Here is a 12,963-nt window from a genome sequence, read left to right on the forward strand (position 1 = left end):
AGTTCAATCCATTAGCATTCTTTGTCGTAAAGTCAAAAAACTAATTCTTTTCCTGGAAGATCGGTTTTGTATATTCGTGTATGAGCTCCTCGATTCTTCATTGCTAATAGAAAAATCAAAAATGTATTGCAATAAGAAAGCCACAGATCTATACCTGCGGCTGTTCTGCGTTTGTAAAACTCCTCTATTGACATCTTTTCAAGATAAAATCTGTCAATAATTTATTATTATAATACTTACCTGTTTTCTTACTCACAAAAAGCCCCCAACGATCCATACAATACTCTTCTTTTGTTCCTGTATAGCAAAAGGTAAATAACACCCGAACATCTATAGACCTGGGTTTAGCCACCTTAAATTTATTAACGTAACCAGCAAGCCGTTTAAGATCAAAGCTATCCTTTACATCTACGCGCCTAATTGTTCCGGTGAATGCTGCCTTAAAAAACTCACAATGTACATCCTCAACAGTACTAGTTCCAAAATCCTCATACTCTATAAATGCTCCAGTAACCGTCTTTTGAGATTGACCGTAACCATAAATAGTAAAAAAAGTATTTAAAAAAATCATCAAAATTGTACTTATAACTATATTCTGCATATTATTATATTTTGATTTTAGTCTTTTTTCTTTTTCTTAATGGCTGGTGCTGTCACATTTACTCCGCCCAGATTATAGTAAGGGCTTATAATTGGCCCCTTATTTGAAGTTGGATCAGACACCATAATTTGATTTTTAAACTGGTGACTTTTCCCGTAACCTGCCCTGGTTTCGTTTCTCCTAACGCCTTTGCTGTCTTCTGCTCACTACCGGTTATCACTCTTCTCTCTTCTTTATTACCATATTCAGCATCTTGTGTTTTAACATTATTCCGCTGTTCCATAGGGTTTGTGTCGTATCCTGCCGCATGATCTAATTCATGATTAAGTACAGTTGCAGGCGAGATAAAAGCATCCGTTTCTGTTTGTTTCCCATTATAAGGATTCCAAGATATTGTACCACCATTCCCTCCTCCTACAATATTACCAGATTCATCACGTGTATAGTCTCCTTGAAATGAGCCATTCGTACCTTCAAACTCCTTTACTCTATATATCTTACTGGAAGAGGATAATTGGTCATAAAAGTCTCCAACTCCATTCTCTTTAAGAAAGGCAATTGCTTTATTAAAATTTTGCTGAAACTCTTTCGTCGTGGATTTATCAAATATAATAGTGTCACCTAAAAAATCACTAAAACGAATCGGATTATTTTCCATAGCTGCATAAGGTGATATTGCGTCATTGGGCTTGGGATCTATTTGCCACCATCTACCCAATTGAGGATCTAAATTCCGGTAGTGTGCCTCATAAGAATATAAATCCAGATCGCTATTTAGTTCAATGGCATTGAACTTATTCTTATTGGTAGGGTAATTCGTCCCTTTGAGCGCATTCGAACTAATCCCCGCCATTGTTAACCCAAACGGATAATAATAGTGCCTCTTCCAGCAACGGGCTCAAAGAACTTCTACCCACGAAAAATAATGGATTTTACTTTTTCATATGAAAGAAAAAAAATCTAACCGGTCATAAAACGAGGTCACCGTCCGAGGATAGCTGATGTGTTACTGATGCTAATTTATATTCTTATTTTGGCCATAGTTCTATCGCTCAGCCTATGTTCTGCCCTCCCCCACTATCCCCGGACGGAAGTGCGATAGTACTAACGCTGATCGGCAACCATGTCTTCTGCCAGCGGAGATTTGTTGTTCTGCTGAGGGCTGGTGGATTTGTAAAACGCCTGCGTGTTGATGGAGACGGTATCCCCCGCCATTACACGCAGTACCAGAGAGGGACCTATTTTCTGACCACCGCTTTTTGCATACCTACTTACGCGATTACAAAGCGCATAAAGCATATAATCTATAAAGCTGCAAGTGCTGAACACCTGCGGCTTTATAAGTACGCTTTACAGCAAACTATATGGCCCTATCTATACAAAGACCAATCTATTCTACTCATTAGATAAAACATAAAAATCAAATTCATAAAAATTAAAAATACTAGCGACCAAACAACTAATCCTCCTATAAGCTGCTGTTTTCTAGATTGCTTATCAAATTCTTTAATATAAAACTTCCATTTGTTTTTATGCAGAAAAAAAAAGTAGTTGAAAATTGTAATTGCAACTGCTTGTATAATTGTTACTAAATTATCATATCCAGGAACAATATCATGCTTAAATATAATTGAAAAATATCCTTCCAGTGTCATAAGAAGCATTATCTCAAGGACAATTACAGATAACATTGCCTTCCACTCACTCCACCATCTGGATGGTGCATTTTCAGCAAATCTATACATCTTATAAAAAAAATATCTATACCCCTTTTTTAACATCATAAACTCAAATTAACCATTATTGCTTTAACGCTCCAAACGGAGCTGTTATAAACCCGTCTCCTAATATCTGCTGATTCGCATTCTGCAACTGTTCATAATCATTTGCATAACCGGGCCAACCACCAGGATAAAAAGAATCCATACCAAAATAAACTCCTGCGGCCAGAGGATTATAATATAATCCATAAACTCCCATACCTAAATTCAATCCCGCTTTCGCAGGGTGTGTTGTGTTCGGATCATCTGCTCCTTTCTTATAATAATTATTAACAGCTTTAATATCCATAGCCGTCCCTATTGCCAAACTTAGTACTCCTCCTACTTTTGCCCACCTAGCTACCTTATAGGTTCTAATACCTGCTTTACTGCCTCCTATCCAACCACTATTATAATATTTAGGGCTAAATTGCCTTTGAACGCCATTAGTAATTCTAAATGTACCCGGTAGCGTTTCCAATACAGAAGTGGTGTTTCCATACACATAATTCCCCCTGCCACCCCATGTATACCAACTCGAATTTGAAGAAGAAGCCGTAGTGCTTGTTGTATTACTACTTGACTGATCTGATCCGGAGTTAGGTGTAATCGTAACCGTACTTAATCCAATCTCATTATTTTTGGTATCAAAATTAGGCCAGTTAACCTGATTAACCGGTACAGTAGAATCACCATTAATATCAATGTACAGAAGAGGATTATTATTAGCATAATGATAGGGAGAAAAATCTTCCGCCAGCCTTGCATATCTATCAATCTTACCAAACCGCCCTAACTGCTGATCATACATCCTCGCTCCATAGTCATACCATTCTAGCCCCGAATTATCTCCGAACTCCTTTGACTGTAGTTCTTTACCATTGTATTTCAAACGGTTTTCAGCATAGTTACTCCCCTTCAACGCATTCGAACTAATCTCCGCCATCGTCAGCCCAAACGGATAATAATGCGTCTCCTCCAGCATCCGCCCTGCATTCTGCACTACTACCAGGTTATCAAAGAACACATCCTGCGGAGTTTCATTGCTAGTATATACGTACAGGAAGCCGCTCTTCGCCACTGTCATTTTCTCCGTGCCTAACTGCTGCAGTTCATCAGGAGTGGCTTTCACCTGTTTCACCCCACTGTTCTCTTCTACTAATTTAAACTGATCGTCGAATAAAACAAAATTCAGGTACGCCTTCGGTTTATCTGCCTGTGGCTGGTCCTGGTTCTTCTCCTGTAATTTCCGGTAATCATTGTTGTAGAAGTTGGTATTGAATGGTGTTGTTCCGGTTGCATCTGTAATACCGTGGGCGCTGTTATCAGTACCGGGACTGCTGAAGGCCCGCGCCAGATCGGCAACCATGTCTTCTGCCAGCGGGTACTTGTTGTTCTGCTGAGGGCTGGTGGATTTGTAAAACGCCTGCGTGTTGATGGAGACGGTATCCCCTGCCATTACACGCAGTACCAGAGAGGGACCTATTTTCTGACCGCCGGATTTTGCATTGAGCTTAGCTACAAATTCATTAGGCTCGGAAGACTGATCTGCGGGGTAGCCTACCGGTTTGTTGAAACGGGTGTTGTCCACATTGCTGAACAAGGCATTTTCTACAGGTGCAGCAGCGGTTTCCATGGAAGCCCTATAAATGCTGGTATCCTGCTGATCGGTTAACACCATCCGCACGTTACCCAGGTGATCTTTTACGAAGTAATCATAGAAATAAGTCACCGGCTGATTTGCTTTCGCAAAAGCCCGGATACGGCCCTCCTCATGAGGAATGAATTGCAATGTATCATTCTGATACACCAGGCCGCTGATGTAATCTGTTACTGTCACTTTGGGTGTGGAAGCAGTGCTGTCTGTAACTGTTTTACGCAACTTGTTCCCTGCAGCATCATACTGATAGGCAATAGTTCCTTTTCCCTTGATAGCTACCTGCCTGGGCAGATTCAGATGGTTGTAACTAATCCCGCCTGCTTTGATGTTCTTGTTATCATCCTGTGTGAGGTTGCCGTTGTCGTCGTAATTGTAGTCATTGCTACCCTGACCATTGATCTCTTTAAAATCTCCTAGTGCAGAGGAAGGATCATTTGCATTATCAATAACACCCTGTAGTTTGTTGCTGTTGGGCAGATAGGTATAACTCAATCTGTCTATATCAGCGCTGCCTGCGCCTTTCCTTCCCTTCTGCATCATGGCAAGGATGTTACCATTAGCATCATAGGCAGATGTTGCAGTAGCGCCATCTCCCATGGTAACGGTAAAATCATAGCCGGCGCTGGTGTTCCAGCCACTGTTGTTCTGGGTGAAATCTGCTTTCAGCAAGCGGTTGGCCGCATCGTAACGGTAGCCATAGGAACGCCACTGCTGGTCGCTCTTACTTCTCCAGGTAATGCCGGAGATGTTGCCGTTGAACTGCGATTGCGTGTAGCCGTAATCGTAATGCAGTTCCGTACCGAAGAAATGCCCCTGCCCACCGGCCTTTGCAAACTCCTTGTTGATCCCTTTCAGCCACCCGCGGATGTTATAATCATAATCCAACGATTCTATATTACTAAGTGTCTTTGTTTTTAACTGCCCCAGGTCATCGTAACTGTTCTGCACCATGTCCTTTAGCGGGGTGCCATTCAGGGATTTGCGGATACCGGTCACCCTGCCCATCGCATCGTAGTCCGTTACGGTCAGCAGGCTGGTGACAGCTGCCACCTTGCTTTTCGGATTATTGATAGACTGATAGGTGCTAAGTGCTTTTCCGTTAAAATCATACAGCGTGGAAACAACTTCCTTACCAGTATTCATTTTATCGGAGACAAGCTGTATAGTGCGGCCTTTATCATCGTAATAAATACTGGTCGTCAGCCAGATGTCTGTATTCAGCACACGTACCTTATTACCGGTAACCAGTCCCGTAGTGGCGCTGCTCACCGCGCTTACCGGTTCTGCATACGGATTATTACCTGCCTGCAGCTTTGAAAAATCAGCTATCACCGCAGGAAGGGCCCCCGTATAATTATACTTGTCGTAAAAAGTATAGGTCAGCGGCGTAAGTTGGGAAGGGGTAATGCCAGGCAGCGCATTAGTAGCGGCAATAGTAGTACTGCCGGCATTGGCCGCAGGCGCCGTAAACACATCGGTCGTTCCGGAAGCACCGGTATCAAAGCCATCTTCCAGATTTACGCTGTTGGTGGCCTTGTATTCCGGGCTGCCATCATGCTGATTGAGATATAAATCTGCAGTTCCGGGAAAAGTATATGCCACCTGCTGTGTGCCGGTGCTGCCGTTCATGCTTGTCTGCAGCGCATCGCGGGTAACTGCGGAGTTATACAGCGCAGTCATTACCGGCCGGTTCAGGTTATCATAGAAGGTAGCCAGCCATTGTGGTTGCTGCTGCGTCCGGAGATTGGCATCACGGGTAAATACCAGGCGGTCACGCAAGTCGTATACCATCTCTGTGGCGTAACGGGCGCCGGGAACGCTTTTGGTGATCATTCTCCTGCGGCCGTCATACTGATACTGGAAACACAGTTCATCAGCGATCTGCTGGGAAACAACCCAGTTAGACTTCATCAGCTCCACGGCTTTAGGTGGAATCACAAAACGCAGCAGGTTTAAATCGTCATACACATAATAGGTACAGAGCCAGCCATTATGCCCATCCGCGGAGCCGGACAGAAGTTCCACCTTCTTGAGTACTATCAGTCCTTCTTTATCCTTGAACTCAACGACCCGGTTGCCGGTTTCATCTGTCGTGATATTTTTAAACAGTTGCCCGGCAGCATACATGCCTGATTTAACAGGAATAATACCGTTGACAGGTACCGACCAGATGACCACTGCATCTGCCGTTGTATTAATCTGATAATCGCTGGAAACGCCCCGCCCGTTGCCTGCCCAGCTGTTGCCAGGAGCCATGGTTTTCAACACCCTGTTCAGCGGGGAAGCCTCAAATACCGTTTCTGAGTAAAATATTTTCTCTCCGGGATACTGGCTGCCGGCAAAAGTATTCAGCTCCGTAAAAGGCTGCTGCTTGAATTTTCCATCTGCAGCAGAAGAAACATACGGCAGGTATTTATACCGTTCCTGCCCCAGGCTGTCATAGACCACCGGTGTCACCAGGTCACGCGACGTACTGCCGCCGCTGGCGCCCTTGTTCACCGTCTGTATCAGACGACCCAGTCCATCAAAATACTGTGTGGTTTGTTTTACGGCCTTCACATCGGTAGCAGCGGAAACTGCCGTCGGATCGGCTGCAGGCATCGATGGCTCAAATATACGGATGTAGTTTATCTGCGGGGAATTATAGCCTGCTGGCAATGGCACTGCGGTAGCTGCAGGAATGCTACTGCCATCAGGTTTGAGCTGTGCTGAAGTGTGCAGCGCGGTAAAAGCGCCGAGGATTAACAGTACGCCGTTTTTTATATAGGGATGGATATACATACAATACTGATTGACAAAAGTTCTCATTTATTGCGCCGGTGGAACCTGATAGTTATAGGAAATCAATTTCAATATCTTGCCATTCGTATCGCGTATGACTGATAATCTGCCAAAGTCGTCATACTCATAGTATGTAACTTTACCCGCAGGATCTGTTTCACTGGTTACACTTGTCAAAGGAGAGTAGGTAAAAGTACTCACTAATACTTCCGTTCCTTTAAAAGCATTACGCAGCTTATTAATTTCATCACGAACCACCTGATCTCCGGATGGGTTGTCAAGTATTGCTGTATTAATTTTTGACACTACCGTATTATAATCGCTCCCAACTATCCTGGCAACCGGATACTGTCCTTTATACCCCCATAGGTAGACCTCCTGCACATCGTTATGCTTAGCTTGCTGCAATGTATTCCCCAGGGTATCGTAAGCGGAAAAAACCAACCGTTTCTCCAATGGATAATTAAGGTCATGCGACGCCACATTTTCCGGTAGTATTAATGCTGACGGCCATATTTTATAATTGGTATAAGTTTCACGCAGCAGCCGGCTATTCCTGTAAGACGCCTGCTTCAGCAGGGTAGCAGAAAAGTGTAACTGAGCCAGTTTATACCTGGCAGCCATAGCGGATGGCTCCAGTTCAGGAATACTATCCTGCGGATACCTGGTCAGGGTCAGCAGTGTATCCCCGGTACTGGAAGTGGTAACAATACGGGTAGGGAGTCCATGTTGCGGATTATCATAATAAAAAGTATCCCTTTTCTGTATGAAATCAGCTTGCGCCGGACCATAGGTTGTTTCCATTGTCCATAATTTATAAACCCAAGGGCAAATAATACGGCTTTCTGCAAAGGAATAATTATTCAGTGTCCAGCCATCACAGGGAAGAGAGCCGGGAGGAGCTGTAGGATCGCAATTACCACAGAACTTACCGCAAACGTAGAATGAAAAAGGTTGTTTTACATTCAGTTCATAATAATTGGGTTTCCCGGGACCACTACCAAAATTATAGCCGGTAGCTATTTCTTTCACCAGCTTATTATTACTGTCAAAATATTTCTCCCCCGATAAATATCCCCTGTAAATATCCATGTCAGTCACCGCTTTAGCCGTTCTTCCATTCAGCCTTACATTTGATAACCCTTCACTATTGGGAGGGCCTATGGCGTACAACTGGGCATCTGTGTTAGAAGATTTAGTGAAATAGGAAGTCTTTGTACCATTTGTGGTACCCGTAATACGTTCTGTAACCTGGGAATACCCGATCGGGCTTCCCTGTGTGGCGCCCAGATAATTACTGGAATAACTGGTCCGTTGCACAAATTTACAATCCCTGCTATGCGTTTCTTTCCATTCCACAAATTTGTAGGCAGAAACCCGGTTACCGGAAGACCTCATAGCGTCTTCCAGATCTTTATAAATAAATTCCTTTACGGTATGTATATTGGTTACGCTGTCACTATTAATGATACGCTTTATTCTCAGCCCGCATGCCGGCAGGGATTTAACAGAATCCTTTCCATCACCAATATTCCTGAAGGCGGTATAATCAATAGTTATACCTGATTTTTGTCCGGCGCCATCTACAGCAGCAGTAATTTCATAATCGCCTGCATCAAGCTCTAATAAAGTTTTGGCATTCGATTTTATCATCACTCTTGAGAAGATAACGGTTCTGCTGCTATCATTATTGATTTTTGACAGATACACAGAAGGGCCATCCTCCGGAGAAGCTGGTCCGCTGTAATCCCCGCTTGTGAATGCAATTACAGACTGATTATATTCTATCTTAAATGGTCGGGTATTACGTTTTGAAATGGCTGAAGCGGAGGTCGCGGCAGTTAAATTCAATACTGCCCTCTCATTCAATGGTGCGCTCTGGTTATAACCATAATCATTCCCTTCGTATATAAAAGCAGATGTTCCGCCAGTAGGATACCTGATCTTTCCTAACATACCGCTCAGCGCTTCCTGCGGATCAGGCTCACGATCCGCCCCGCTTGCATCAAAACCTCTGCCCCATATCCGGGGATCAACTTCCGGCAACAGGTTGGTATTGTACTTTCCGTTATAAAATCCCCAGTAATCCTGCGAATATGATTTAACGGCCGGTACTTTATCCGGCGTGTAGTACTCCAGTATATATGGCAATGCGCTGTTATTCTTTACAGAAAGTTGGGCAACGGTGTCCAGCTTCAGTCTGAATACATCAATATTGTTCCCAAAATAGCTGTATGCAAGTCTATAGCGCTTTTTCACCTGTCCGTTGTAGTCTGAAACAACAACCGAATCCAGCTTTGATGCCATAGTAATATCCCGTCTGTTCCTGGATGAAAAGAAACGAACATTCTCAAGAGGAGTAGTAATACCTGTCAGCACCTTACTTCCGGTAGTGATAACGGTTGTACTGCTGCTTCTCTCAAGGGGAGTACATCTGCCAATATTCCCGGCGTCACGTATATAATCTACAGCTGACTCCTGTTCAACAGTAGTTAAATCCTCCGTAGGGTCGTATTTCAGTTCAATAGTGCCGGATTGGGTAATAATCTTCGACAGATACCAGCTGGATTTGTAGTTATAGACAGACTGGCCGCCAGGTTCCACCATCGTGCTTTCTGACTGATCAAAAATATACTTCACTCCGTTCTCATCTGTCACCTGGAATGTTTTCAGGGTAGGATCGTGCTCAATCAGCAAATCCTGAAATGGTATAATATGTGCCTTGTGTTCAGGTGTCATGTCTATCACAAATTTCCCGCTGCGTCCGCAGAAGTTGAAATAAAACATATCCGGTTGTGTATCATATATGCCATTGCAGAACAGAAGAACGTTGAAACTTGTCTGTGTTCTGGGATCCAGGTTCCCATATTTCCAATATCCCATGGAAGACTCATCCGGTTTTCCCTGAACCGTACGTGTAATAACACCTCCAGCATTCATTGACCAGCCCAGTCCTACGTTACTGGCCAGTTCTTCTACCTTCAATCCGCTGGAATGATAGCTGAGAGAAAGCGGCATGGAGAATTTCCCCACATTAATACTATGAAGGGGGATGCTGATATTGGGAATGCCAGTATATAAGCCAACAGGAATATCTCCATACTTCCCTAATGCAGCGGCATTGGGTGATGGTGGCACAAACACCGGAAGGTCACTTTTCTGATCAGCCTGTGCGAAGGAATTTAAAACATTACATAACAACAACAAACAAAAAAAAGCTACACTACGTCTTTTTGAAAGAAAAATTTTCATACGGTAAGGTGATAATAAAAACGGGTTAAATCAATTGCTGTTCTCTGACATGTAAGTAACTTAAAAAATATCAGATTTCATTATTTACTGCTTCGGATCTTATCCTGACAGGTACATGGTTATCCATCGCCGGATTGTCCGCAACATCTCTTCTAACAGTTCAGATTTATTCAAAAAAAAATGGGACAAGCCTTGTCGAAGACTTGTCCCACCTTGTGATCCCGCTGGGACTCGAACCCAGGACCCATACATTAAAAGTGTATTGCTCTACCAACTGAGCTACGGAATCCTTTACTGTATTGCTGTTAAGCGGGTGCAAAAATAGGAATATTTTATTTTTAAACAAGTTTTTATTCAAAAAAAGAAAACCACATTAATAAAAACCAACACCACAAAGCATTCCAGCGGAAATTTTTTCTTTACACCTCCATACACATCTGTATCTGTACTATAATAATTTGCTGTTACTATCCTGTTCTGACCTATTTTTGCAGGGCATAAATTTCATCCATGAAAACTGATCTGCAACATAAAACGGTAGTCATTACCGGAGGCTCGTCGGGTATCGGGAAAGCGCTTGTAACAGAGATACTGCGGCGGGGCGCCATTGTCGCCGTATGCGGCCGCAGGCTGCCTGCGCTGGAAGCACTGAAAAATGAAATCAATCATCCCTCCCTGTATATCGAAGCGGCGGATGTAAGCGTGGAAAGCGACTGCAAAACCTTTATTGAAAATGTTATTGCCCGTTTCGGCAAGATAGATATCCTGATCAACAATGCAGGTATTTCGATGCGCGCCCTTTTCAGTGAGGTGGAGCTGAGCGTGGTGAAATCCGTGATGGATATCAATTTCTGGGGCACTGTCTACTGCACCAGGTATGCATATGCCTCTATCCTGGCAAACAAAGGCACTATTGCCGGCATATCTTCCATTGCCGGATACAGGGGACTGCCCGCACGTACCGGCTATTCTGCCTCCAAGTTCGCCATGCAGGGATTTCTGGAAGCCCTGCGCACAGAAAATCTGCACACAGGCGTTAACGTGATGTGGGTATGCCCCGGCTTCACCACCTCCAATATCAGAAATACCGCACTGGATCCGCACGGACACCCTCAGAGTGAAACACCTCTGAATGAAGATAAACTCATGAGCGCGGAAACTGCCGCTGCTGCTATCGTGAAAGCCATCGTCAACCGAAAACGTACGCTGGTGCTTACGAGGCAAGGCAGACTCACTGTATTACTCAGCAAGCTTTTCCCGGCATGGCTGGACCATATCGCTTACAATCACTTTAAAAAAGAACCCGGATCTCCGCTCAGATGATTAAACAATCGTTTCGCCTTAGCCGTTAACGTTAGTATGACAGGATAATAAAAAATTCCGCCTAATTTACTATCCCATCGGTATTTTTGTCTTTATTTGCAATGAGATTGCATTGCTGACCCCCATGGCATCTTTTTTGAAAGGAAAGCGACAACAATGAATTTGCCATTTGAATGTGATACCGGGAACTGTTAGCGCATATGGGATTTGAAATGTGTATTAAGTGCATTGGGATTTGGATTTAGATTTTCTGGCATGTCCATTATAACATTAACATCAGACATAGGGATGCAGGATTACCTGGTAGGTGCCATCAAAGGGCAGCTCTGGCATTACTGCCCGGAATGTCATGTTACGGACATAACCCATCACATCAGCCCTTTCAACCTGCCGCAGGCAACCTATATCTGTAAAAGCGCCTTCGCTTACTTCCCGCTCGGCACCTTCCACTTTGTACTGATCAATTTATTTGACCGCAAGCCGGAACATGTGCTGGTAGCAGAACACAACGGACAATACATCGGCTGCGCCGATAATGGCCTGCTCACCATGATCGCCGGAGGAATGCCCGAAAAGGTCGTGAAAATATCACTGCCGAAAGATGCACCAAAAAACACCTTCACCATGATACAACTGCTGGCAGGAGCCGCCCGCGAACTTAGCCGCGGGAAAGCCCTCGGCGAAATTGCGCCCCTCACGCAGCAGATCCATGTGAAAAATAACCTGCAGCCACTCGTAGGCGACGATTTCATCGAAGGACAGATCATCCATATAGACAGCTTCGAAAACGTAGTGGTCAACATCACCCGCGAGCAGTTCAATGCCCAGTGCAAAAACCGCCGCTTCCAGATATTCTTCCGCCGCAACGAAGTTATCAGCCAGATCAGCGAAACCTACGCCGATGTGCCCGAAGGACAGAAACTGGCCCTCTTCAACGCCGCCGGATACCTGGAAATAGCTATCAATAAAGGTAATGCTGCCGGACTCTTTGGCCTCCAGGGATTCCGCCGGGACCAACTTACCCAGCCCACCGGCTACCAGCAACTTTCATACTACCAAACTGTAAGAATCATCTTTCAATGATCAACCGACTCGTCAAAATGGAATTCCACCCCGACAAGGTAAATTCCTTCAGGGAACTCTTTGCCCAACAAAAACAGCAGATCAGGCAATTCCCCGGATGCCTCCACCTCGAACTGTGGGAACACCCGGCCTCCGGAAATACCTTCTTCACCTTCAGCCAGTGGAATACGGCTGAAGAACTGGAAATATACCGGCACTCAGACCTGTTCCGCGAAACCTGGGCCGCCACCAAAGTACTGTTCAACGCTAAACCCGAAGCCTGGTCGGTCAACGTAGCCGCCAGCCTTTGAAACCCGCGCCCATAGCGCCCTGCCAGATTAAAAAAAGATTAAACTTTCGATGCAGGCCGCCTCACCACCCCGGCCGGAAACCCCGCGCCGGCAGGCCATTGAACAACAGCGGGTTAGCTGACAACACAAAAGATATTTACGAAAAGTTAAAACTGTTCGACAGATTAGCATAATTTGCTACTTTTTATATTTTTGTCGGACCTTAAAACAACC

Annotated in this window: 9 protein-coding genes and 1 tRNA gene; 3 read left to right on the forward strand and 7 right to left on the reverse strand. The window is 44.4% G+C overall.

Going from position 1 to position 12,963, the window contains the following annotated elements; genetic code table 11:
• Positions 1–184 precede the first annotated feature (184 nt).
• The 7 genes from GWG06_RS21910 to GWG06_RS21940 form a co-directional block, all read right to left on the reverse strand.
• Positions 185–601 carry a hypothetical protein gene (locus GWG06_RS21910; protein ID WP_160716000.1) on the reverse strand — a complete coding sequence of 139 codons (417 nt, stop codon included), beginning with the start codon at positions 599–601 and terminating at the stop codon, positions 185–187.
• Between the two features lie 85 nt (positions 602–686).
• The gene (locus GWG06_RS21915; protein ID WP_160716002.1) at positions 687–1,454 is read right to left on the reverse strand and encodes an RHS repeat-associated core domain-containing protein; all 768 of its coding nucleotides are present in this window, start codon (positions 1,452–1,454) and stop codon (positions 687–689) included.
• 251 nt (positions 1,455–1,705) lie between these two features.
• Positions 1,706–1,900, reverse strand: coding sequence for a hypothetical protein (locus tag GWG06_RS21920; protein WP_160716004.1), 195 nt, complete (start codon positions 1,898–1,900; stop codon positions 1,706–1,708).
• A 71-nt stretch (positions 1,901–1,971) separates the two neighbouring features.
• Entirely contained in the window at positions 1,972–2,385 is a 414-nt protein-coding gene (locus GWG06_RS21925; protein WP_160716006.1) for a hypothetical protein, read from the reverse strand.
• A 16-nt stretch (positions 2,386–2,401) separates the two neighbouring features.
• Entirely contained in the window at positions 2,402–6,802 is a 4,401-nt protein-coding gene (locus GWG06_RS21930) for a DUF6443 domain-containing protein (RefSeq protein WP_160716008.1), read from the reverse strand.
• 27 nt (positions 6,803–6,829) lie between these two features.
• Positions 6,830–9,946: an RHS repeat domain-containing protein gene (locus tag GWG06_RS21935; RefSeq protein WP_160716010.1), complete on the reverse strand. Its 3,117-nt coding sequence runs from the start codon at positions 9,944–9,946 to the stop codon at positions 6,830–6,832.
• 324 nt (positions 9,947–10,270) lie between these two features.
• Positions 10,271–10,343: transfer RNA gene (locus tag GWG06_RS21940), tRNA-Lys, on the reverse strand.
• 221 nt (positions 10,344–10,564) lie between these two features.
• Between GWG06_RS21940 and GWG06_RS21945 the strand changes: the two genes are divergently transcribed.
• The 3 genes from GWG06_RS21945 (at position 10,565) to GWG06_RS21955 (ending at position 12,750) form a co-directional block, all read left to right on the forward strand.
• Complete coding sequence (locus GWG06_RS21945; RefSeq protein ID WP_173962652.1) at positions 10,565–11,377, forward strand: SDR family oxidoreductase; 813 nt, start codon at positions 10,565–10,567, stop codon at positions 11,375–11,377.
• Positions 11,378–11,632: 255 nt separating this feature from the next.
• On the forward strand, positions 11,633–12,460 hold the full coding sequence (locus GWG06_RS21950; RefSeq protein WP_127044316.1) for an SAM hydrolase/SAM-dependent halogenase family protein: 828 nt from the start codon (positions 11,633–11,635) through the stop codon (positions 12,458–12,460).
• Entirely contained in the window at positions 12,457–12,750 is a 294-nt protein-coding gene (locus GWG06_RS21955; protein ID WP_160716012.1) for a putative quinol monooxygenase, read from the forward strand. Before GWG06_RS21950 ends, GWG06_RS21955 begins: the two co-directional genes overlap by 4 nt.
• The last annotated feature ends 213 nt before the right edge of the window (positions 12,751–12,963 follow it).

This window comes from Chitinophaga solisilvae (assembly GCF_009928525.1).
Classification (GTDB): domain Bacteria; phylum Bacteroidota; class Bacteroidia; order Chitinophagales; family Chitinophagaceae; genus Chitinophaga; species Chitinophaga solisilvae.

What these genes read in the sequence shown, in the direction of transcription:
- GWG06_RS21910 (WP_160716000.1), bottom strand. Translation starts at nt 601, where the DNA reads ATGCAGAATATAGTTATAAGTACAATTTTGATGATTTTTTTAAATACT.
- GWG06_RS21915 (WP_160716002.1), bottom strand. Translation starts at nt 1,454, where the DNA reads ATGGCGGGGATTAGTTCGAATGCGCTCAAAGGGACGAATTACCCTACC.
- GWG06_RS21920 (WP_160716004.1), bottom strand. Translation starts at nt 1,900, where the DNA reads ATGCTTTATGCGCTTTGTAATCGCGTAAGTAGGTATGCAAAAAGCGGT.
- GWG06_RS21925 (WP_160716006.1), bottom strand. Translation starts at nt 2,385, where the DNA reads ATGATGTTAAAAAAGGGGTATAGATATTTTTTTTATAAGATGTATAGA.
- GWG06_RS21930 (WP_160716008.1), bottom strand. Translation starts at nt 6,802, where the DNA reads ATGTATATCCATCCCTATATAAAAAACGGCGTACTGTTAATCCTCGGC.
- GWG06_RS21945 (WP_173962652.1), top strand. Translation starts at nt 10,565, where the DNA reads ATGAAAACTGATCTGCAACATAAAACGGTAGTCATTACCGGAGGCTCG.
- GWG06_RS21950 (WP_127044316.1), top strand. Translation starts at nt 11,633, where the DNA reads ATGTCCATTATAACATTAACATCAGACATAGGGATGCAGGATTACCTG.
- GWG06_RS21955 (WP_160716012.1), top strand. Translation starts at nt 12,457, where the DNA reads ATGATCAACCGACTCGTCAAAATGGAATTCCACCCCGACAAGGTAAAT.